Annotated in this window: 22 protein-coding genes and 3 tRNA genes; 4 read left to right on the forward strand and 21 right to left on the reverse strand. The window is 41.6% G+C overall.

Annotated features, from left to right (window positions below; all coding sequences use genetic code 11):
- Nucleotides 1–189 (forward strand): hypothetical protein (locus CRO04_RS26635; RefSeq protein WP_207654518.1); only part of this gene is annotated, 189 nt, incomplete at its 5' end.
- 2 nt (nt 190–191) lie between these two features.
- Here the strand turns inward: CRO04_RS26635 and CRO04_RS24375 are convergent.
- The 10 genes from CRO04_RS24375 to CRO04_RS24420 form a co-directional block, all read right to left on the reverse strand.
- Nucleotides 192–1280: a PucR family transcriptional regulator gene (locus CRO04_RS24375; RefSeq protein WP_097006855.1), complete on the reverse strand. Its 1089-nt coding sequence runs from the start codon at nt 1278–1280 to the stop codon at nt 192–194.
- 101 nt (nt 1281–1381) lie between these two features.
- A complete protein-coding gene (locus tag CRO04_RS24380) occupies nt 1382–2494 on the reverse strand; it encodes an ABC transporter ATP-binding protein (RefSeq protein WP_097006856.1) in 1113 nt (370 codons plus the stop codon).
- A gap of 319 nt (nt 2495–2813) precedes the next feature.
- Entirely contained in the window at nt 2814–3398 is a 585-nt protein-coding gene (locus CRO04_RS24385; protein WP_097006857.1) for a class I SAM-dependent methyltransferase, read from the reverse strand.
- A gap of 28 nt (nt 3399–3426) precedes the next feature.
- On the reverse strand, nt 3427–4266 hold the full coding sequence (locus CRO04_RS24390) for a S1 RNA-binding domain-containing protein (protein WP_097006858.1): 840 nt from the start codon (nt 4264–4266) through the stop codon (nt 3427–3429).
- A 1-nt stretch (nt 4267) separates the two neighbouring features.
- Nucleotides 4268–4993 carry an acyl-[acyl-carrier-protein] thioesterase gene (locus CRO04_RS24395; protein ID WP_097006859.1) on the reverse strand — a complete coding sequence of 242 codons (726 nt, stop codon included), beginning with the start codon at nt 4991–4993 and terminating at the stop codon, nt 4268–4270.
- 122 nt (nt 4994–5115) lie between these two features.
- Nucleotides 5116–5187: transfer RNA gene (locus CRO04_RS24400), tRNA-Gln, on the reverse strand.
- A 156-nt stretch (nt 5188–5343) separates the two neighbouring features.
- Entirely contained in the window at nt 5344–7053 is a 1710-nt protein-coding gene (locus tag CRO04_RS24405) for a glycoside hydrolase family 2 protein (RefSeq protein ID WP_097006860.1), read from the reverse strand.
- A gap of 11 nt (nt 7054–7064) precedes the next feature.
- The gene (locus CRO04_RS24410; RefSeq protein WP_097006861.1) at nt 7065–7910 is read right to left on the reverse strand and encodes a carbohydrate ABC transporter permease; all 846 of its coding nucleotides are present in this window, start codon (nt 7908–7910) and stop codon (nt 7065–7067) included.
- Nucleotides 7911–7915: 5 nt separating this feature from the next.
- A complete protein-coding gene (locus CRO04_RS24415; RefSeq protein ID WP_097006862.1) occupies nt 7916–8827 on the reverse strand; it encodes a carbohydrate ABC transporter permease in 912 nt (303 codons plus the stop codon).
- Between the two features lie 12 nt (nt 8828–8839).
- Nucleotides 8840–10195, reverse strand: a complete 1356-nt coding sequence (locus tag CRO04_RS24420; protein ID WP_097006863.1) for an ABC transporter substrate-binding protein — start codon at nt 10193–10195, stop codon at nt 8840–8842.
- A 213-nt stretch (nt 10196–10408) separates the two neighbouring features.
- On the opposite strand from CRO04_RS24420, the gene CRO04_RS24425 reads away from it, so the two are divergent.
- Genes CRO04_RS24425 through CRO04_RS24435 form a run of 3 tightly spaced genes read left to right on the forward strand, consistent with a single transcriptional unit; the run spans nt 10409 to nt 14827 of the window.
- The gene (locus CRO04_RS24425) at nt 10409–12196 is read left to right on the forward strand and encodes a sensor histidine kinase (protein WP_097006864.1); all 1788 of its coding nucleotides are present in this window, start codon (nt 10409–10411) and stop codon (nt 12194–12196) included.
- Nucleotides 12184–13710 (forward strand): response regulator transcription factor, encoded by a 1527-nt coding sequence (locus CRO04_RS24430; protein WP_097006865.1) that lies wholly within the window; start codon nt 12184–12186, stop codon nt 13708–13710. Before CRO04_RS24425 ends, CRO04_RS24430 begins: the two co-directional genes overlap by 13 nt.
- A gap of 1 nt (nt 13711) precedes the next feature.
- Nucleotides 13712–14827: a glycoside hydrolase family 88/105 protein gene (locus CRO04_RS24435; RefSeq protein WP_242974632.1), complete on the forward strand. Its 1116-nt coding sequence runs from the start codon at nt 13712–13714 to the stop codon at nt 14825–14827.
- Nucleotides 14828–14969: 142 nt separating this feature from the next.
- Here CRO04_RS24435 and CRO04_RS24440 read toward each other — a convergent pair.
- The 11 genes from CRO04_RS24440 to CRO04_RS24490 all read right to left on the reverse strand — a co-directional run bounded on the left by CRO04_RS24440 (nt 14970) and on the right by CRO04_RS24490 (nt 23230).
- A tRNA-Gln gene (locus tag CRO04_RS24440) sits at nt 14970–15041 on the reverse strand.
- A 94-nt stretch (nt 15042–15135) separates the two neighbouring features.
- Nucleotides 15136–16587, reverse strand: coding sequence for a hypothetical protein (locus CRO04_RS24445; RefSeq protein ID WP_097006867.1), 1452 nt, complete (start codon nt 16585–16587; stop codon nt 15136–15138).
- Between the two features lie 8 nt (nt 16588–16595).
- Nucleotides 16596–17174 (reverse strand): RNA polymerase sigma factor, encoded by a 579-nt coding sequence (locus CRO04_RS24450; protein WP_097006868.1) that lies wholly within the window; start codon nt 17172–17174, stop codon nt 16596–16598.
- A 76-nt stretch (nt 17175–17250) separates the two neighbouring features.
- The gene (locus CRO04_RS24455) at nt 17251–18429 is read right to left on the reverse strand and encodes a cation diffusion facilitator family transporter (protein ID WP_097006869.1); all 1179 of its coding nucleotides are present in this window, start codon (nt 18427–18429) and stop codon (nt 17251–17253) included.
- 30 nt (nt 18430–18459) lie between these two features.
- Nucleotides 18460–19200 (reverse strand): tRNA pseudouridine(38-40) synthase TruA, encoded by a 741-nt coding sequence (truA, locus tag CRO04_RS24460; RefSeq protein ID WP_097006870.1) that lies wholly within the window; start codon nt 19198–19200, stop codon nt 18460–18462.
- Nucleotides 19197–19646 (reverse strand): VanZ family protein, encoded by a 450-nt coding sequence (locus CRO04_RS24465; RefSeq protein WP_097006871.1) that lies wholly within the window; start codon nt 19644–19646, stop codon nt 19197–19199. The genes truA and CRO04_RS24465 overlap by 4 nt, the downstream gene beginning before the upstream one ends.
- A gap of 5 nt (nt 19647–19651) precedes the next feature.
- The gene (locus tag CRO04_RS24470; protein ID WP_097006872.1) at nt 19652–20818 is read right to left on the reverse strand and encodes an aminotransferase class I/II-fold pyridoxal phosphate-dependent enzyme; all 1167 of its coding nucleotides are present in this window, start codon (nt 20816–20818) and stop codon (nt 19652–19654) included.
- Between the two features lie 131 nt (nt 20819–20949).
- Nucleotides 20950–21555: a L,D-transpeptidase family protein gene (locus CRO04_RS24475; protein WP_242974634.1), complete on the reverse strand. Its 606-nt coding sequence runs from the start codon at nt 21553–21555 to the stop codon at nt 20950–20952.
- Nucleotides 21556–21580: 25 nt separating this feature from the next.
- Nucleotides 21581–22177, reverse strand: coding sequence for a cytidylate kinase family protein (locus CRO04_RS24480; RefSeq protein ID WP_097006875.1), 597 nt, complete (start codon nt 22175–22177; stop codon nt 21581–21583).
- A 338-nt stretch (nt 22178–22515) separates the two neighbouring features.
- Nucleotides 22516–22884, reverse strand: coding sequence for a hypothetical protein (locus CRO04_RS24485; RefSeq protein WP_097006873.1), 369 nt, complete (start codon nt 22882–22884; stop codon nt 22516–22518).
- A 273-nt stretch (nt 22885–23157) separates the two neighbouring features.
- A tRNA-Gly gene (locus CRO04_RS24490) sits at nt 23158–23230 on the reverse strand.
- Nucleotides 23231–23370 lie beyond the last annotated feature (140 nt).

Consider the following 23370-nt stretch of genomic DNA (forward strand, 5'->3'; position numbering starts at 1 on the left):
AATACAGATGCTTTTGTGCAAGCACAACGTACTGGTCTCTTTCCGCGACTCCGCAGTGTAACCTCGATTACGCTTCGCTTCATCTCGGTTTACGGGCTTCGCCCTATGAAAAGAGTCAGCAATACAGATGCTTTTGTGCAAGCACAACGCATCTGTATTACTGCCTCTTTTCGCACTGCTCATTGCTAGCGTTAATAGTCTTGGTTCTCCATATACTTCATATATTTAACTACCATCAGGGCAATCTTAAACGTAATCGCATCCTCAAATACCCGAAGGTCCAGACCGGTGCTCTTTTGCAGCTTGTCTAAACGGTATACTAACGTATTCCTGTGAATATACAGCTGCCTGGAAGTCTCGGATACATTCAGGCTGTTCTCGAAGAATTTATTGATGGTGGTCAGAGTCTCTTCATCGAAATCATCCGGTGATTTGCCGTCAAAGATCTCTTTAATGAACATGCGGCATAATGGCAGCGGAAGCTGATAGATCAAACGTCCGATTCCAAGCTTGCTGTAAGCTACCACATTCTTATTACTATAGAAGATCTTTCCTACATCCATTGCCATCTTGGCTTCTTTATAAGATCTGGATACTTCCTTGATCTCACTTACTATGGTACCGAATGCTACATGAACCTGCGTCATCGCCTCAGTATTCAGCATGTCCAGAACTGTATTGGCTGTCTTTTCCAGTTCCTCATAGCTCTCGCCTTCTTTTACCTCTTTTACAAGAATGATATTTTTCTCGTCAACGGCAGTCACAAAATCTTTTGTTTTTGCCGCAAATAAATTGCGTACTGTCTCCAGCGCATTCACATCTTTTTCATGCTGTGTTTCAATAATGAAAACGACACGCTTGATATTGGTTTCAATGTGAAGCTTCTTTGCCCGGTTGTAGATATCAACCAGAAGCAGGTTATCTAATAGAAGATTCTTGATAAAGTTGTCCTTATCAAATCTCTCTTTATATGCAACTAAAAGACTCTGAATCTGGAAAGATGCTAATTTGCCAACCATATATACATCATCACTTCCGCCTTTTGCAAGGAGGATGTATTCTAACTGATGCTCGTCGAAAACTTTAAAAAACTGATATCCCTGGATTACCTGGCTGTCGGCTGGAGAATCCACGAACGCCAGGATCGAACTTTCGTAATCTTCCGCATCAGGAAATGTGGTAGCCAAAACCTTTCCTTCTGTATCGCAAATACACAGATCTATTCTTGTTATTCCTTTTAATCCTTCAATGGTTGTTTGAAGTATTTGATTCGAAATCATGGCATATTCTCCTTTTTCGTAAATTTACCTTATTCTATATTAATGCAAAAAGTAAAAAAAAGCAAGCGAGTATCATACCCGCTTGCTTAAAATTTCATAAATTAATTTAATACAACTAATTCGGTATCTTTATCAAATACATGAACTTTTGATAAATCAAGAGCAAGCTTGACTGTATCGCCAGGTCTTGCAGTTGTACGAGGATTTACTCTTGCTGTAAAGTTTACATCATCTACATCAAAGTATAAGTAAACTTCTGCACCCAGCAGCTCGTAAACTCTGATTGTTGCATCAATTACACTTGCAGGAGAGGACTCAAGGAATGCTTCCTCATCGTGAAGATCTTCCGGACGGATACCTAAAATAACAGTCTTACCAACATATCCTGCGTCTTCCAGTTTCTTTGCTTTCTCAGCAGGAAGTGCAATGGTGTTGCCGCCGAATGTTAAAGTAACATCACTGCCCTTTTTAGCAACTGCAGCTTCAATTAAGTTCATCTGAGGTGCTCCGATGAATCCGGCTACAAATTTGTTACCTGGCTTATCGTATAAGTTCTGAGGAGAGTCAACCTGCTGAATAACACCATCCTTCATAACTACGATTCTGGTACCAAGTGTCATAGCCTCTGTCTGATCATGTGTTACGTAAACCATTGTAGCTTCAAGTCTCTGATGTAATTTAGAGATCTCAATACGCATCTGGCCTCTCAGCTTTGCATCAAGGTTGGATAACGGCTCATCCATTAAGAATACTTTCGGGTTACGAACAATAGCACGTCCCATGGCAACACGCTGTCTCTGTCCACCGGATAATGCCTTTGGCTTACGATCTAATAAATGTTCCAGATCAAGGATTCTTGCAGCTTCATGAACCAGCTTATCAATCTCATCCTTGGGAGTTTTTCTCAGTTTCAGACCAAACGCCATGTTATCGTATACTGTCATATGCGGATACAAAGCGTAGTTCTGGAATACCATTGCGATATCGCGGTCCTTGGGCTCTACATCATTCATTAACTTTCCATCAATGTAAAGTTCTCCGGCTGAAATATCTTCCAGGCCAGCAATCATACGAAGAGTTGTAGATTTACCGCAACCGGATGGTCCTACAAAAATGACAAATTCTTTGTCAGCAATTTCCAGATTGAAATCCTTAACTGCCTCAAATCCATTCGGATATTTCTTGACGATGTTTTTCAGTGATAAACTAGCCATTTACTAATCCTCCTAAAAATAAAATATATTCTCTGTTCAGAACTACAAGCCCCCACAGCCGCAGTTCTATGTTTCTGAAACAATCATACATGAATTGTTTTTTTTTTACCATATTCGTATTTACCAAAATCCATTTGGGCCTTTTGGCTAATTTGTATAACCATTGAAAAAACTGATTGAAACGTCAAAATATCAAGAGACAGGCTTGTACAATTCTGTCTATATTCGATAGTCTATGACTATTTTGCCACTTATTTGGTTATATATTACAAGGCGATGCCGTTATTTTCGACACCGCCTTGTAATATTTTAAAATAATTTATTTCTTTTTCGCAAGTACGTTCAGCCATCTTACGTCAGAATGACCAGAACGTATATCATCTGTTTCCCACAGCTTCACAATTTCAAATCTGCCGTTTTCCCTTATCAGCTGGGATATGGAATCTTCCGTGTAATCACTGAAATACCGCTCTCCCCGGAATCCCTCAAAATCTCCCAGCTTAAAAGACATATATAGAATCCCCTTATCATTTAAGGCCCTTGCTATCTTTGTAAGAATGCCGGACAGTTCCTTTTTCGGAGTATGAAGCAGGGATGCACACGCCCAGATTCCATCAAAAACATCATCAAAATCCATCTGCTCAAATGTCATCTGTAGTACATCAAGACCTGTATGAATTTCCGCAAGCTTGCACATCTCACCGGATGCATCGAGCGGCGTTACATCATATCCCAGCTCATATAGAGTGAGGCTGTCTCTACCTGATCCGCAGCCTAAATCCAGAATCGTATCACCTTCTTCGAGATGGCTTAAAAATTCTTTCATGATTTCTGACATATCCTGTTTTACTGTCTCTTCAAATTCCTTTGCCGCATACTTATTATAATAGTCTATCGAGTCCAAAACAATCCTCCTGTTATCCGCTTACCCGCTAATTAATTACTTCAATTTTGTTTTCTGTTATCCTGACTTTTCCTTCTTTGAGCAGATGTCCCACTGCACGCTTAAATGCATTCTTGCTCATGGAAAATTCCCTTTTAATTCTGTCAGGATCTGCCTTATCCGTAAATGGCAGACTCCCTGAAAACTGATCCTCTATAATTCCAAGTACCTTTGTGGAATCTGCATCCATCTGAATATATGCCTTCTGCCTCGGACTTAAGTCCAGTTTTCCGTCTTCCCTGACCTTAGTAACCCTTGCTGTTATCTCATCGCCTTCCCTGTATTTCTCAAAAAGCTCTTTTTTAGGTATCAGTCCGAAATACTTTTTATCTACAGCAACAAATGCTCCCAGCGTATCGCTGAACTCGTAGATAATTCCGGTTACCTGATCATCCTTTTTATAAGGTGACTGGTTGCTCATATGGGAATATACCCGCATGGTTGCGGCCAGGCGCTTGCTTTTATCAATGTATAATGTGACAAGAACGTTCTCACCAGTACGTACCTTATACGTCTGCTCTTTATATGGCAGAAGCAGATCCTTCTCCAGTCCCATATCCAGAAATGCACCGATCTTGCCCACTTCCTTCACTTTCAGGACTTCGGTCTCCCCCACCAGCAGCTTCGGAACCGCAGTCGTAGCAATCAGCCGGTCCTCGGAATCCTTGTAGATAAAAACCGTAATCTTATCTCCCTGACCAGTACCTTCAGGAACCTGTTTTTTGGGTAGCAGTACAGATACTTCACTGCCGGCATCTTCTCCTAAATACACACCGAACTCTTTCACCCTCTGAACTGTGAGGGTCTGCATCTTACCTAATTCTATCATCTTATATCCTCTCTGTTGTTCCACACAGCCAAATGACTGCGTAAGCTGTCCCCTGTTCATCACACAGAGAAACAACGTAACCTTCCTCTGTCTTACTGACTCTGGGATAGACTGCATCTCCAAATACTGCTGCTTTCTTATATTCCACTCTCAGTTCCGATACTTCCATACCATCAGGAAGCACTTCCCTGGCAATCTCCACATACTTCGAATTATTCACATGATGATTGGTATCAATGTGGTGCTTCCCCACAATAACCGGAGCTAAAGCCTGATATTCTTCCGGTACAGCAATTCTGCGGGGTGCATACTCCATATCAAGGGGCTTCTCCCACGTAGTTCCATACCCCCGGATATCATCTGCCTCAATCTTTGCCGGCCGGCCCTTTTGCGTATCAAATAAAAACCAGACCGAATTGGCCCTTACCAGATAATTCCCCTCTTGGTCGCATACGGTAAAGTTACGGTATCCGTAAAATCCCTTAAAATCATAGGGCCATGTACTGATTACAATCTTCTCTCCCATAGCCGGATAACGGTCCACAACAATCTGCCAGGACGATAACCACCAGGCTTTGTGCCGTTTGGTAAAATACGCCACTCCCAGCCCGTTATCCTCTGACTGGAAGGTGGAACAATCCTGCAGATAATTCATAATGCCGGTCAATGTCAGTTTTCCGTATTCATCTGTCTCACTATATCGAACTCTGCTGCCGAATGTATACATCAAAATTTTCTCCTCAAAATTATATAACATTATAAAGCATTTTTTAATTCTTGTCCAGATAAAAGAGAAAGAGACGATAAATCACACAAAAAAACGGAACCTCATCAGGTTCCGCTCAGGAACTGGGCTACAAGGATTCGAACCTTGAAATGACGGAGTCAGAGTCCGTTGCCTTACCATTTGGCGATAGCCCATCAACACAACAAAAGGAATTATACAAGATATCATTTAAATAGTCAAGCTATTTTTTACTTTTTTTTAATCATTATTCTAACCTTTCCATTTTACTGCGCATGTGGATTGCAGCCCAGCCGAATGGCTGAACTGGTCCACAAACAGAGACAGACTGTTTATTCGTAATATTTCTTTCCGAATATCCGTTCCAGCAGTTCCAGGGGAACCTTAGGCGTCCTGTCTTCCCTTAACAGCCCGTTTTTTTCCTGCATGACATCCGTAAGCTGGGTATAACAGAATCCCGAAAATTTTCTGCTCTTAATCAGAAAATCCGTAACTGGCTCCAGACGGTTCATAAACTCCTCCTGGCTTCCTGCTTTGTTGTAATAGCCCCAGCCTGTTACATCAGAAGAAAATGCAATTCCACCATATTCTGTCATCAGAACCGGCTGTCCCCCATACTTCTGCCCTTCTGCCAGTACCATGCGGTGCTCCGCCAGACCATATATAATTTCTTCCATGCAGTCATATTTATCTGTATTTTCCGGCATCAGCTCATAATCATGCAAAGCCAGGATATCCGTGTGCTCTGTCTGCTCCCAGCCGTCATTTCCGCTTACCAGCCTGGTTTTATCCAGTGCCTTTGCCTGATAATACAACATATTGGAAAAATTCTGCTGGCTTTTATCTGTCCTTATATTTCTCATCCCCCAGCTTTCATTTGCTGTAACCCAGGTAATAATGGACGGATGGTTGTAGTCCCGCTGTATAAACTCGGTAAGCTCTTCGGAAGTACGTTTAAGAGTATTGTCTGTATATTGAAAGCAGCTTGGCATCTCTCCCCAAACAAGAAACCCCAGCCGGTCTGCCCAGTAGTAATATCTGGGATCTTCCACTTTCTGATGCTTTCTTGCACCGTTAAATCCCATTTTTTTGGCCAGTATGATGTCTTCTTTTATAGCCGATTCATCAGGAGGCGTTAAAAGGCTCTCCTTCCAGTACCCCTGGTCAAGAATCAGTCTCTGGTATAATACCTCACCATTTAAGAGAATTCTTCCATTGGATACGCAGACTGACCGCAATCCGAAATAGCTGTATACCTGATCATTTAGAAGAACCGCCTCCATTTCAATTAAATTGGGCTTATTAAGCGTCCAGATCAGTTCTTCCCTGCGCACATCTAAGTCTGGCAAAGCTAAAATCCCTTTCCCGTACCCATTTTCGCAGATAATATTAATACTGCCGAGATCCTTCTGAGTGTCTCCCCTGGCTGGAATACTTCGAAATGAAATTTCCGCTTTCAATTCCACCATGGAAGAAACGAAAATCTCACACAGAACCTCATTGCGATCCAGATCCGGAGTTGCTTTAATTTGTTTTATATAGCTTTTTCCTGCATACTCCAGCCACACGCTCTGCCAGATACCGGTCGTCGGTGTGTACCAGCATGCAAAGTTTTCGCCTGTCCAGGTCTGTTTTCCCCTGGGCTTATCTGCGTCACTATAATCCGTTACCTTAACTGTCACCGTATTTTTTCCTTCTGTTACCAGTCCGGTAATGTCAGCCTCAAAAGGAGTATGGCCGCCTCTGTGTCCGGCTGCATAGGTCTGGTTGACATAAACTTCCGCCTCATAATCCACAGCTCCAAACTTTAAAAGCAGGCTTTTTCCCCATAAACGGTCTTCTTCTACTGTAAATTCTTTCCGGTACCACACAACGTTGTGAACATCTGCAGTACCGATTCCGCTCATTTCTGACTGATAACAAAACGGAACCTTAATTTTTTTATCAAATAACGGTTCGTCAAACGAAAAATCCCATTCTCCATTAAGACTTACCCATTCACCCCTTCTAAAATCAGGTCTTGGAACATTTTCCATTATCATTTTTCTTCTCCTTATCCCTTTAATCCTGATGTACTGATTCCATCCACCAGGTATTTCTGCAGACAGATGAAAATTGTAACTGCCGGCAGGATTGACAGCGTTGCCATTGCAAACATAGCTCCATAATCAGAGGATGACCCAGGATCCGAAAACAGCTTAAGGGCAAGGCTGACCGGATACCTGGCAGATTCATTGATATAAAGCAAGGCGGACAGAAAGTCATCCCATCTCCACATGAAAGAAAATATACTGGCAGTAATCAGTGCAGGTGTGATCAGGGGCATGACGATCCTGGTAAATATACTGTAATAAGAGCACCCGTCTATTTTAGCTGCTTCATCAAGTTCCCTTGGAATACCGTCAATGAAATTAATCATCAGGTAAACAAAGAAACCCTGAATGGCAAAACTATAGGGAAGAATTAACGGCTTGTAACTGCCTACCCAGCCTAATTTCTGGTACCATAAATATTGAGGGATCATGAGCACCTGTGCCGGAAGCATCATAGAAAGCAGCATTGCTGCAAATAATATTTTCCTGCCAAAGAACCGGCATCTGGCAAGTCCATAGGCCACCAGCGCCGAAGAAAAGACAGTTCCAAGCGTTGCTGTAACAGCAATAAAAAACGAATTCTTAAAGAATACGGCAAAAGAAATTTTTGCAAATCCCTTCCAGCCATTGATATAATTAGTCAGCACGAATTTCTCCGGAATCAGCTGTCCGGCTGTCAGAAAGATGGTATTTGTCTCCTTAAAGGAACTCATAACCATCCAGACCAGAGGATAAATCATCACCAGCCCCAGGCCACACACAATTATATGGTATAAAATTTTACCAGCCTTTTTTCTGGTCGTCATCTGACTCACACCCCTTCCGTATAAACCCAGAATCTCTTAGTTGCAAACAGGACCACAGTAATCAAACCGATCAGCCCCAGCATTACCCAGGCGAGAGCTGCACCATATCCGGTATTGTAAAACTCAAACGACTGCTGATACATATAAACGGTATAAAATAATGTGGAATTAAGAGGTTTGCCCTGAGTTATAATAAAACATTGTGTAAATGCAAGAAAACCGTTAATCATCTGCATAACCAGATTAAAGAAAATCGTGGGTGTCAAAAGAGGCAGGGTGATTTTGAAAAACTGAGAAAATTTATTAGCACCATCCACCCTGGAAGCCTCATAAAGTGTCACCGGAATCTGCTTTAAGGATGATAAAAAAATCAGCATGGAAGAACCGAACTGCCATATGGCAAGTATAATAAGGGTCCAGATCGCCGTATTCTTATTTCCAAGCCATGGAAAACTTGTATGTATTCCAAAAAATCCGAAAAGCAGATTGATAACACCATCCGTTGCAAACATCCGCTTCCATAAAATAGCGACTGCAACAGATCCTCCGATAATGGAGGGCAGATAGTAGGCTGCCCTGTAAAAGCCGGTTGCTTTTGATGACTTAAGCAGAAGCATTGCTACCAATAGTGCGAAAACCAAACGCAGAGGAACTGATACAAAGGCGAAATAAAACGTAACCCCTATGGTTTTAAAAAACACATCATCGTCAGTAAACATTTTTATGTAATTATGCAGTCCCGTGAAAACAGGCGGGGACAAAATATTATAATCACAGAAAGAATAGTAAAAGGAAATTCCCATAGGTACCACCATAAACAACAGAAAGCCGATGATGAACGGAAGGCAGAATACTACCCCCGCGGTGCTTTCTCTGTTCAGGAAATGTCTGAGGCCTGCGCCTTTGTTATCTTTCATTGACACCCTCCGTTATTTTTTGCTCATAATGCTGTTGGCTCCGTTATAAAATTCTTCCGCGGCTGTTTTGGCATCGTACACACCATAGCACAGCTGTTCCTGTACCTGATTTAAAAGGTTGGATACTTCACTGGCACCATCCGGCTGAGGCGGATTGATGGGAGAACAATTGGGAGTTACGACTTCATTTACAAATTTAATCACCTTCTGGTCCACATCACTCATTTTAGGTGCCAGCTCCTTAGCGATTACACTGGAAGCGGGAACTCCTCTTTCTCCCAGTAAAATATTGTTTGCATCGCTTGAATTGGTCAAAAAGTTAATAACTTTCACTGCTTCTTCCGGATTTTTAGAATGTGCACCAACGGAAAAGAACTGGCTGGATTTCAGATAACCGGATTTCTTCGGGTCTGCTGACGGCCATGTAGTAATACCAATTTCCATGCCCTCCGGAGCTGCTTTCTGCATTGCAGTCAGCTGGTTTGAGTTATAAAAAGCACACCAAGACATGGTTTCCGGACTTGATCCATAAACAAGGGGTTCCTGTTCTACAGAACCAATGGAAAGCTCGGCAAACACACCCGGGTCAATAAACCAGCCTTCCTTAATTCCCGTCTCATACATCTGGAAAAATGGAAGATAATCTTTCTCTTCTCCTCCCATCTTTTTATCCCCATAGAGTACGACATCTGAACCTCTCATAAAATAATCCAGATAAGCTCCTGCATTGTAATAAGCGATGTTCGTTTTATAACCGGTTTTCTGGTAAACCTCCCGGCATAAATCAATAAATTCATCCGTAGTCATATAATCCTTAACAGTAATTCCATTCTTATCCAGAAGAGTTTTATTATACAGGAGTGACGGAGCATTAATTCCTGCGCAGATTGCATACACGCCTCCGTTCACCGTCCCGCTTGCCATGGTGTTTTCAGAGATATCGGAAACATCCAGAGTACCGTCTTTGATATACGGAGTTAAATCCTCCAGAAGTCCGTTTTTGACATATTGGTCAATAAACGAATAATCCATCTGTACAATATCGGGTATTGCCTGCCCTGCTGCAGAGGTTGCCAGCTTATTCCAGTAATCAGACCACTCTGAGAACTGTCCTTCGATTTCTGTTCCCGGATTCTGCCCGGTATATAAATCCAGGGCTGCCTGGGTTTTTTCATTTCTGACCTGATTCCCCCACCAGCTCATGGTCAGTTTAACATCACCGTTTTCCCCCTCAGTGACTGCCTGTGTAGTATCTGCTGCTGATCCTGCTGTAGTATCCTCCGTAGTAACTTTCTCACTGCCACCGCATCCGGAAAGTGATGCTGCTGCCATAACAGCTGCCATTAGTAACGCAATTTTTTTCTTCATGAAACCTTCCTCCATTCATCTTTTTTGCATATCAGATGATCTTCATTATACTTCCCCCTCTGTATCCAGTAAATGATTAAAACCGGCTTCCAGGTTGAAAAAACCGTGTTGTGTGTATAATTTGAATAGTTCTTTTTCTCCACCGGTTGTATTGGTGAAGTGTTTTATATATAATTTAGCTGTCATTAATCCAGTATCCGAAAGGTGGTTTTTATGAAGCACTTTATTAGAAATCTTTCCTTAAAAAAGAAAATACATTCCATTGTATTTTTTTGCATATTCCTGTTGGCCTTAGCCTCTCTATTTAGCATCCAGCTGATAACAAAGGCCAATCAGAAGGTGCTTTATCAGTCTGTAGCCTCCTCTTTATCCTATACCGGTAAAGAGCTAAATAACCGCCTGGACAATATTTCTACAATGGCTGATATGTTTCTTGCTGATACCAACATTCAGAAAGGACTTGGAACTTTAAAAGATTCCTTAAGCGTGCAGGATCGTTCCATAGCATATAAATCACTTTACGGAACGTTAAATGAATATTATTTTACTTTTCGTAAAAACAATATTAATTATATGAGCCTTTATCAGGACCATTATTCAATCCATACTCATATCTCAGCAGGAAATATGCTGCCGGACTCCGTAGTTGAAGATCTGGTTACAAGAGCTGAGGATGCCAGGGGACGTACCATATGGATAACCGATTACAGCGGTCAATACGGTCTGTTTATGGTCAAGCATTTACTCCGGACCGAATATTTAAATCTCGATTCACTGGGTACACTGATCGTAAATATCAATATTGACGGACTTATTAATGCAGCCACCGACACCAGTCACTTTAATGAAGATACCCACTATATTCTTTCCAGCAGAGAGAATTTAATCTATAACTCCTCCCATATCAAAGCTGACAGACGAACTCTGTTTCATAATTATTTCCATTCCAGATACGGACTTGTAAATCAGGATGGAAACAGCTTTTTCTATGTAAAGGGGATCATACCGGAATATGGCTGGGATTATGTCTGCCTGATTCCCTATGGCAGCATTGCGGATTCGCTCCGGACAAGCCTTGAGATCTGTGTGATCATTATTGCAGTTTCCATTGGACTGGCAATCCTTATGTCCTCTTCCCTGATCGACTCAGTCACAAGGCACTTCGACAATCTGCTTTTAAAGATGGAACGATTTGCAGCAGGAGAAACAGAGAACCTGCCAGGTTCCTATGATTACAGCAGGCGGACGGACGAACTGGGAATTCTGCACTCTTGTTTTGACCAGATGGTGGATAAAGTAAATCAGCTGATTAAAACGAATTACTTAAAAGAAATATTGATAAAAGAAGCTCAGTTAAAAGCTCTGGAAAACCAGATGAATCCCCACTTTTTATACAATACCCTGGAATCCATTAACTGGAGGGCAAAAACAATTGGTGCAAAAGATATTTCTTCCATGACGGAATCTCTGGGTAATCTTCTTCGCATCACCCTTGACCAGAAAAATAAACAAGTTCCGTTAAGCAGAGAACTGGAGCTGGTTCAATGTTATATGACCATTCAGAAATACCGCTATGAAGACCGATTGGAATACGAAATATCTGCCCCTGAAAATCTTGCAGGGTATTATGTATTAAAGCTGACTCTTCAGCCATTGGTGGAAAATGCAATCCGATATGGACTGGAGGAAAATACCGAAGAATGCCGGATTTATATAACAGCTGAAACAGACGGTTCCGCCCTTATTGTTACAGTGAAAAATAACAGCTCCGCCTTTGAGGAAGACATTATAAATAAATTAAAAAGCAGGAAAACAAATCCTCATGGTTTTGGCATCGGGCTGTTGAATATATCAGAGCGTATGAAACTTACTTATGGAGATCCATATGGACTTACACTCTTTAACGAGGACGACCAGGCGGTAGCACAGCTTTTGTTTCCACTTAAACTTACCTCTGAAGACATTGACGATACGAAAGGAGAATCCCAATGCTTAAATTAATCATCGCCGATGATGAACGGGTAATACGGGAGTCCATCTCTTCCCTGATCGACTGGAACAGTCTGGGAATTGAACTGGTGGGGACCTGCCGTGACGGTATTGAAGCCTATCACATGATTCTCGATGAATCACCGGATATAGTTATGACCGACATCCGAATGCCGGGTCTCTCCGGATTGGAACTGATTGAGCGGATTTATCAGGCTGATATGGATACCCAGTTTATCCTGCTCTCCGGTTTTGGAGAATTTGAATATGCGAAACAGGCAATGAAATACCGGGTTCACCATTATCTGCTGAAACCCTGTAACGAGGAACAGATTGTGGAGAGCATGCAGGATGTAATAAAAGAGTATTATCATCGTCAGGCTTTTCAGGATTTAAAGGAGCGTCAGAAAGCACTGACAGCAAACCTCCACCACAGCATTATGGGGAACATTATCAATGAGCAGATCTTTAAATCTGACCCTGCCGAGTATTCCTGGAATGCTTATTCAGGATTTATGGATTTTTATCATACCTGGTACGAATTGTGCTTCCTTCACTATCTGGAGGAGACATACTTAAATTCCATCTTAAGTCTCATTTATGATTACATGGCAGAACACGCACCTGGCATTGAATTATATTGCATCTATGTGAAAAACTCCCTGATTCTGTTTTTTGAAAGATATCAGGTCTCATACGAAGAATTTGATGTATTTATGCAAAGCTTAACCCCAAAAGAGCTGCTCTTTCAACTGGATTACAAACGGATTACATTCCAAAGCCTCAACCAGCTTTTGGAGGTACTGATAACAAAGATCCGGCGTTATGGAATCATCTATTACATGAATGGACTGGAGCCCGTTCCAACCTGCAATTATAAAAACTTAATTACAAAAATAGAGCAGCTGACTGCAAGTCTGATTGAAACAGATGGAACAGAATTAAAACCCCGCCTGGAAGAACTGACTGCAGCATTAAACGATATCAGCAATACGGATTTCTTAAAACAGGCCTGTTCACGAATTTTAATAAAACTGGCAACGGAAACCAGCTATCTGTCGTCGGTAGATACTACAGAGTATTTAATGGATCTAAACCAGCAGACTGAGTATGGACAGATCCGCTATATGCTCTGTAAGAAGCTGAATGAAATCCTAAAGAAATCCTCCACCCGATCTCAGCGTTACAGCCCTTTTATCGATAAGATTATACACTATGTAGAAGATCATCTGGGCGATCCAAATCTTACATTAAAATGCATTGCTGAAAATCATCTTTTTATGAATGTCGATTATGTCAGCAAGCGGTTCAGTAAGGAAACAAAACAAAAATTTTCAAACTACATCACTGCCCTGCGCATTCAAAAAGCCAAGCAATTATTAGCAGAAGGCCATACAGAACAAATTCAATGGGTTGCGCAGCAGGTAGGATGTGGAAATAATCCCCAGTATTTCAGTCAGATATTCAAAAAAAGCACGGGGATGACACCAAGCGCATACGCTAAAAAATTAAATGGAGGAGAATGACATGACAAACAAGGAATTACTTCCGAAAATTCATCTTGTGATGGACAAATTGATGAACCTGGGAGGCGGAGATTATGAAAATGACCGTTCCGTCGGAAAGGAGGAAGCAAGCCGCGGAATCATAGCCAGAGACTTTGGAATTGAAGAATGGGACTGGCCCCAGGGAGTGGGTCTCTATGGTCTTTTAAAACTTCAGAGATTTTATAAAGATGACCGTTACACAGAATTTTTTAGCCAGTGGTTTCAAAACAATTTTAAGAAAGGACTCCCCAGCAAAAATATAAACACTACAGCACCCTATCTTGTTCTGGCCGAGCTGCTTGATACGTTAGACAATCCAGACTACGAAAAACTTTGTCTGGATCATGCGCGCTGGCTAATGACGGAATTGCCCAAAACAAAGGAAGGTGGCTTCCAGCACGTGGTAACAGCAATCGGAAACCGCGACAGCGTCCTGCTAAATGAAGGAGAAATGTGGATTGATACTTTATTTATGGCAGTTTTATTTTTAAATAAAATGGGCCATCGTTTTAAGAATCAGGAGTGGATCAGCGAGACTCTTCATCAGGTATTGCTTCATATCAAATATCTATATGACAAGCATACCGGATTGTTTTATCATGGCTGGAGTTTTCAGCTTAATAGTAATTTTGGAGGAATCTTCTGGTGCAGAGGTAATTCCTGGTTTACTTATGGTATTTTAGAATTACTAGAGTCATTTGACAACACACTGGATCCTGGATTAACCACTTATCTGACAGATGTTTACAAGGCACAGGTAAACGCCTTAAAAGAGTTACAGGCACCTTCTGGTCTGTGGCATACCGTTCTCACTGATCCGGAAAGTTATGAAGAAGTATCCGGATCAGCAGCCATTGCCGGAGGTATATTAAAGGGAATTAAAATGGGAATTCTGGACGAAACATATTCTGACTGCGCAGCCCGGGCCGTGGACGGAATCTGTAAAAATATAGATGAAGACGGAACCGTCCTGCGTGTTTCCGCAGGAACCGGTATGGGATATCATGCAGACCATTATAAGAATATAATGATCCGTCCTATGGCTTATGGACAATCACTCACTTTGATCGCTCTGATTGAAGCACTAAACGAATAAATAATAATATCGGAACCAAAAATAACAGGCGTTGATTTGCTTTTGCAGACCAACGCCTGTTTATATAAACAAAAATACTCTGACCGATAAACACAGTTTCCTGCATCTTCCAATCAGAGTATCTTTTCTTCTTTTCTCTTCACTGGGCTACAAGGATTCGAACCTTGAAATGACGGAGTCAGAGTCCGTTGCCTTACCATTTGGCGATAGCCCATCAGTGCAACGAGTGTATTATACTATAGCTTTCCACTTTGGTCAAGCATAAATTTACATTTTATTTCCAAAAATTAAACGAGCCAGGAAGGGCTTCAATGTGCTGAATTCCCTTCCTGATTAACTGCTTCTGTAGTCTTTTCCTCAGCTTTGGCTGTATCTGTTTCTGCCTCTTTCTGAGTTGTAGTCTCCACAGGTTTTGTTTCTGTTGGATTCGCCTGTGTTGGATCTGTCTCTGCAGGCTCTGTTTCCGCAGGCTCCGTATCGTCTGCTTCCCCGTCACCGATTACCGGCGTTTCAAAAACTCCCTTTACAGTCGTCTGCCTTCCTGATTTCGGTGATATCCCGCCGAGTACAAAGGTGTATTCCACGCCCCCCTCTAATCCGGATACATTGATCTCACAATAATCAGAATCCGTATCACCGATTTTTGAAGAATACGTTGTGCCATCCCCATCCTTTACCGAAACTGTAGGATTTTTCCATTTGACTTTGGTTATAAAGTGAACCATGATAAGGCCGTTCTCATAGTCCACATAATCAATCTTTATTTTCTGTGATGTAACCACGTCTTCCGTAGTGGGTGGTACAGCTGTAGTTTCCGCAGATGTAGCCGGCTGCGTAGCAGGTGTCTGCACAGGAACCTGACTGGTTGCCTCTGCTGTGGTTGTTTCCGGAGTTGTTTCAGTTACAGATTCTGTCTCCAGCCTGGTTGTTGTCTCCTCAGTGGTCTGAATACTGGTCTGGGTTTCACTTTTCGTATCTTCTGAAACCTCTGTTTTCGCTCCTACCGCATAGGATCTTTCTGTAATTACCTTTGCAATCTCCTCCATGGTAAGGGGTGCCAGTTCTTCCATATCATTCATGGAAAGTGAAGAATTCTGGGCGATTAATTCTTTTAAGAAATAAGCTTTTCCATAAGATATATCATATTGCCGGGCCAGCTGTTTTACATCATCTTCCTCGATTACCTGCTGGTCATACACCACAGCTTTTAACCGTTTCTCCTCCAGAGTTGTTCTGATATCACTGACCACTGCAGATCTTAAGTTTGTTGCCTTTTTAATACTGTCATTCGATACGGTTACCAGAATTGCATTATCAAGATCATCAAGAAAGCCATGGGTTACCAGCGATCCAATGATGGCATTAACAGCAACATTTAAATCAATGCCCTCCAGATCCATATCCTTAAGAATTGTCTTCCCGTCCGCATTAACAGCCTCTGCTTTCAGCACCCGGTTTTTTTTATTCACAGAGAGTTCAACACTTGGATTCACATCAATTCCTATGACTGAATCCACTCTGCTGTTCTGGAAGCTGTAGGTTCCTCCTGCAAGCATAATCATGCAAAAGCAGGCTGCAATCAGTCCTGCAATCACCCTCTGCCTTTTAAAGATAGAAGGTCTGGAATTTCCATTCTCCATAATCTGTGGTGTATTCAAGTCAATCCGGTCAAGGACATTGGGAATCAGATCATCAGTAGCAGATTTTAAGGAGGCTTCGATCTGTTGTCTATTTAATTGTCTGTGTTTATCTCCAGCCATATCAAAGCCTACTCCTCTCTTAAATAATTTTCCAGTTTTTTCATAGCCCGGTTATAGCGGGACAGAGCAGTTGCCAGAGGAATCTTTAAACTGGCCGCAATTTCTCTGTGTTTCATTCCAGCGGAGGTATGAAGGAGAACTACCTCCCTCTCCTCTTCCTTTAATATTGACAAGGCAGCAAGCAATACCATCTTATCAGCTGCCATCTCTATCTCTGAACAGACCTCACCGGTCTCCGTTCCAGATAAATCTTCCAGGGTAATATCCGAGTCATGCTTCTGCTCCCGGAATCTCATATAGCATAAGTTCCGTGCTATGGTAAACATCCACGCCAAAGGTTTCCCCTGGGATTTGTAGCTCTTTGCAGAAGTCCAGATCTTTAAATAAACTTCCTGCATGATCTCCTCCGCATCCTGTGGGTGCTTGATAATGGACAGAATAAAACTGTACATTGTGCGGTCTGTATTCTGATATAAACGTTGAAAAGCCTCCTGGTCGCCCTCTGCCACTTTTTTTAGAAGTGCTTCGTCGCTCAACTGGCTGTAATCTTCAACTCCGCCAAAGCTCATCAATCCCATAAACAGCATGGATCCGATTTCCTTTCTATTAGGTTAATGCTGATTTCTGTCATCTTATTGCATAAATTGGAAATTTTTTATTTCCTTATTTTTCCACACCAAAACCGCTTTCTGCGGTTATGACCAGACAGCATCGTTTATCTATCTCAGTTACCTGTTTTGTAATCTCTTCCTTCAGCCATTCCCTTTTTTTACGGTCATACTCCCTGGGAACCACCAGATCAAAGATCAGATTAATCTGATCCGTTCCTTCAATCATTCTGAAATCATGAAAGGTTACTCTGTCATCTGTTTTCTGAATTACATTTTCCACCATACTTCCAAATTCCCTCACTTTAGAATCCCTGGTTTCCACCGGATCCATATGAATAACAAGGAATATCCCGAATTTCTTCAGTGCTTCCCGTTCTATCCGGTCAATGATCTCATGGGATACCTCCACATTCACATCATTGGGAACCTCCGCATGAATGGAGGCCATACTTCTGGTGGGTCCGTAATTATGGACAATTAAGTCATGGCTTCCTATGATACCGTCATACCCTTCCACAAACGCAGTGATATCGTGATACAGCTTTGGATCAATGGGCTCTCCGATTAATGGCGTAAGAGTATCCTTGGCAATTCTGATACCAGCCCACATTACTATCACAGAAACGACCACGCCTACAATTCCATCGATATTCAGGCCCAGGATACCATAAATAACAACAGATACAATAGTTGAGGAGGTTGTAATAACATCTCCCAAAGAATCTGCTGCTGTTGCCTTCATAACTGCTGACTGTATCCGGTTTCCAAGTTTCCGGTTAAATAATGCCAACCACAATTTCACCAGTACAGACAACAAAAGGATAAAAACAGATATGGCATGAAAAGACATCTCCTCCGGATGAAGAATTTTATCTACCGACGTTTTAAAAAGAGTAAAACCTACCTGTATGACAATAAATGCAACGATAAACGCTGCAATATATTCCACTCTGCCATGCCCAAAAGGGTGTTCTTCATCTGCTGGTTTGTCTGCCATTTTCACACCGACAAATCCGACAATCGAAGAGGCTGCATCCGATAAGTTATTAAATGCATCTGCCATAACTGAAATACTGTTAATAAAAAGTCCCATTAACAGCTTTGCACCAAACAGAAGAATATTACAGAAGATTCCCACCACACTTGCCATCAGCCCATAGCGGGTCCGGACATGTGAATCCTCTGTATTTTTATAATCCTTCACAAACGTTCGAACCAAAAAATCAGTCATATTTCTCCTTTCCTGATTTCATTGATCATTTCATTTATAACTGACACTTTCCAGAAAAAGGCCTTCCGGAGGTACTGTATAGCCTGCCTCTTTCCGATCCAGCGCATGCAGTATTCCAGTCATTTCCTCCGGACTGCGTTCTTTCAGTCCGACTTCAATTAAGGTACCCATTAAAATTCTGACCATGTTATAGAGAAATCCATTCCCGGTAAAGCGGATGGAAAGTCTGCTGTCCTCTTTTAGAAATTCAATGTTTTTCAAAACCCGTACCGTTGATTTTTTCATTTTCCTGTTGGAGCAGAAGCTCTTAAAATCATGCTCTCCGCAAAGAAAGGCAGCTGCCCGCTGCATTGCCTCTACATCCAGATTTTTGTGAAGCCCATAGATATATTTCCGTTCAAATACCTGACTCTTCTCCCCCATCTCAATGCGGTAAAGATATGTCTTTTCCACCGCATTCAAACGGCTGTGAAACCGTTCCGGCACCTGATCCACTGTCTTCACCCTGATGTCCTCAGGAAGATAATGGTTTAAATATACTAATAATTCCGGTTCCTTCTTATCTGTATCTATATGGAAGTTAGCCACCTGATTCACAGCATGAACTCCTGCATCTGTTCTGCCAGATCCATGTACTTCAATGGGATTTCCTGTCATCCGCTCCAGAACGTGTTCAATCTTTCCCTGTATGGTGTGATCTGTATTTCCCTGCTTCTGCCACCCATCATAGCGGCTTCCGTCATATTCAACTATAATACGGTAATTCTTCATATTTTACTCCATTCTTTTGCGTATATAAAAAACAGGAGTGCTGCAATCATGGTTCCGGCTGCCACTCCTGAGAAATCCAGCCACACATCAGAAATCTGTCCTGATCTGCCTGATACAAACAGCTGGATTGTTTCATCAATAAAAGGAATCAGAAAACCTGCCGCTTCATGAATAAACAAGCGCTTCTCCATATCAAAATCATATAATTTCACACACTGATACAAAATCATTCCTAACAGAGTATATTCTGTAAAATGCCCTGCTTTCCGGATTATATGTTCTGTCAGCCATCTGTTCTCCATCCCGGCAGAAGTAAACAGATTTTTTACCAGCTCCAGAACATGTCCGCTGTCTGCTGATGAAAGATCAGCTGTCTTAAGAGAATTGGAGTAAATAAACAGAATATATAAAACTGCTGCCACAGTCCAAATCAATCTTTTTTTCATACGTGTCACCTCAAGATTCCGCTCTGGTCCACCTGGTTTGCAGCCTGAACCAGGACTGACTCGTCCTGAACCAATGCCAGTCTTACATACCCTTCTCCCGACGGACCGAATGCGCTTCCAGGCGTTACCAGAACTCCCGCCTTATTAAGAAGCTCACTGCAGAAGGTCTCTGAATCTCTGAAATTCTCCGGAATCTCTGCCCAGACAAACATGGTAGCCTGAGGTTTCTCCATCTTCCATCCGATCCGGGTCATGTGATCGCACAAGGCATCTCTGCGCTTTTCATAAGCCTTTCTGGTTGTTTCAACACAGGACTGATCTCCTGTAATCGCTGTAATTGCCGCTTTCTGAACAGGTAGAAACATGCCGTAATCCATATTGGATTTCAGAGTTTTTATTTTTTCCACCACTTCCTGATTTCCCAGGCAAAAACCAATTCTTGCTCCTGCTAATCCATAAGTTTTGGAAAGAGAGTTAAATTCCACGCCAACCTCTTTTGCACCTGGAAAGCTTAAGAAGCTCCTGCAATGACGCTGGTCAAAGACTAATTCACTATAAGCATTGTCATGTAAAACCAAAATATTATATTTTTTTGCAAATGCAATTAATTTCTCATAAAAACAGTCCGGTGCCATGGCCGTGGTAGGATTGTTGGGATAGGATACGATCATAAACTTAGCTTTTACAGCCACATCTTCCGGAATTTCTAAAAAATCAATCAGATAATCCTTTTCTTTTCTCTGGGGCATGTAAAAAAGACTGGCTCCGGCCAGTAAGGGACCGTCTGCAAACACCGGATAACATGGATCCGGAACAAGCACGACGTCTCCTTCATCAACAATAGACAGCGCGATATGCGCCAGTCCCTCCTGTGAACCAAGAAGTGAACTGATTTCTGATGCCGGATTAAGCTTCACTCCATATCGTCTCTCATACCATACAGCAACTGCTTCTAATAACTCTTTCTGATCATTGATGGCATAAATATAATTTTTCGGATCTGAAGCCGCTTCACAAAGAGCATCTGTAATATGTTTTGCAGGCGGAATGTTTGGTGCTCCCACGCTTAAATCAATTACCAGCTCCCCTCTCTCTTCTTTCCGGCGTTTCATCTCCAGAAGCTTAGAAAAGATACCTTCTCCAAAATGATTCATTCTTTTTGCAAATTGCATGGACATTCCCACCTCTGTCTTTTTCTATTGAAGTATAATTAGTTATTATAGTACAAAGGTCCCTATATTACAAGGACAGGCATTAAAAAAAGTCCCCAAAAACGGCATATACCGGATTTGGAGACTTCCTTTTATGGTCCAATTGTCACCGGAACTCCCAGATTGCAGTAGCTCCATAACACATCCATTACCGCGTTATCAACCGCCACACATCCATGCGTCGTTCCGTCAGGAACTCTGCAGCCATGAATCTCAATGGCTCCGCCCAGAGCCGTTTCCCACGGCGGCTGTTTCCCATTTAGATTGGCATCTATGATCTGATCCCGTTGCTCCTGGGTGATGATCCCTTCGTCAAATCCACGCTTAGCATCTTCTATCCCGGGATAAGAAAGCCCAAGTGCCAGATAAGCCACGCTCTTATCGTTTCTGGTACAAACATAAAACTGGCCGCTGGGAGTTCTCATATCACCTTCCACTTTTTTATTTCCATCAGAAGACGATGCACCGATTGAAACCGGATATTCCCCAATTAAAACTCCGTTCTGCTTTAAAGACAGGGTTTTCATCCGCTTGCTGACATAGATGGAAACTCCATTCACAGAGGGAGCATTTCTAAGATCTGCTCCCGGCCCTGTTATATCCGCAGCATAACCGGATATTCCAGTCATTGCAGCAAGCATCAGGGCCATCAGTGCTCCAAAAAAACATCGTTTCATTTTACTTATCTTTGTACTCACAATTCTTTCTCCTTTAAAACTATAATCAGATACAATGTTCTAAATAGCTTAAAACAGCCTGAAGGCAGGCACTTACACCTGCAAAGCCACTATTCAGACAAAGATGGTAATTCTGCGCCTTTCCCCATTCACATCCTGTATAATACTGGTAATAATCTTTCCTTTTCCTGTCCGTTTCCCGTATTTCATTCTCTATTATACCTGGATCCATATCTTTATAAAAAGAAGATATTCTTTTGACCCGGTTCTCGATTTCAGCATATACAAACAGATTAATGCTTTCTTCAAGAACACGGTCTGCACACCTTCCTACAATAATACAGGGTCCCTGTTCTGCCAGATATTTAACCACCCTGGACTGGGCCAGAAACACCTGATCAGATATGGGGACTTCATACAGGGGAGAAAATGAAGTATATATGGTTGGTTCCAATGACTGCTCTGTTACGGGAATACTCTCATAATAACTAAGTAACTCTGTTTCAGATAAATTAGTTTCCTGTGCAGTTAAAGAAATTAATTCTTTGTCGTAAAACGGAATCTCAAGTTTCTTTGACAGCCTCATGCCCAGTTCCCTTCCGCCGCTTCCAAACTCTCTGCTTATGGTAATTGCACGATTCAACATACACCCTCCTTATCTTCCGTTAGGCAATCCTCTTAACTCCTCTTTATACTCCCACTATTTCTGTAGAATATTCTGTCTTCTTACTTTGATACATATCCATCCGCATTTTATCACATTCTGAAATCTATGTACACCTTATTTCCTTATTTAGTCCATATTATATACATGAAACAAAAAGACCAGAGTCTTACTTTGACAAAAGACTTCTGGTAAATGTACAGCCCAATACGGATTACAAGCAAAAATAGGGTAAGCCCAATGGCTACCCCTTTTTTGCCAGAAAACCGTATATATGCTGCATACATTAAAGTTGTGAGCAGCTCTTAGAGTAGAGTTTAGTAACGGTCCCGGTCAAATAATTGTCTTAAAAACAGAAGTCTGATAATATCTCTTAAATTATTATCACGAAAACGCCGGCGCCGGCGTCGATCTCTGTACCTGTACCTATCTCTATATCTGTCCCTGTCTCTGCCATCCCAGTCTCCATAACCGCCAAATGGTATCTGCTGAGATAAAATCTCTTCCTTATCCTGCCCGCAATAATCCTCGCACTCGAAATCATTAACAAAATTATCAATCATATTATCCCAATCCCTGAGGGACTCTTCTCCGGTCATATTGTTCGCCACAATAGTAGATCTTACTGTTTCATCTAAAATCGCATATAATTCAGGATAATTAGCGGCGAATACATTTAGTTCCATCTAATAATTACTCCTTATTTATTTTATATATATATTACTTTTAATATATAATATTGAGTAAATCAATAATAGTTCACGTATTTATTATAATTTATCACATAGTGGTCAGAAAAAAATAAATCTTAAACAATTAGTGGAGTTTTTATTTATGATAATGTAAGAATTGCTAATTAGAAATTTAAGACGATACTTATTACCTAAAACTTTAAGTAGATTTACTTATACAAATAAAAAAAAGAATCCTCGATAATCGAAAATCCTTATAAACACTAAAGCGCGAGACGGGACTCGAACCCGCGACCCCGACCTTGGCAAGGTCGTACTCCACCAACTGAGCCACTCGCGCTTATGATCTATTCTTTGATTGGGCATATACCCTCAAAACCACACATTGTTATATATCTTTCATCCGTTCTTTCCTCTTAATCAAAATACTAAGCTCGATAATACCTCGCTAAGTGTTTTGATATGCCTCGCACTAAACTC

This window comes from Lacrimispora amygdalina, from assembly GCF_900205965.1.
GTDB lineage: Bacteria > Bacillota > Clostridia > Lachnospirales > Lachnospiraceae > Lacrimispora > Lacrimispora amygdalina_A.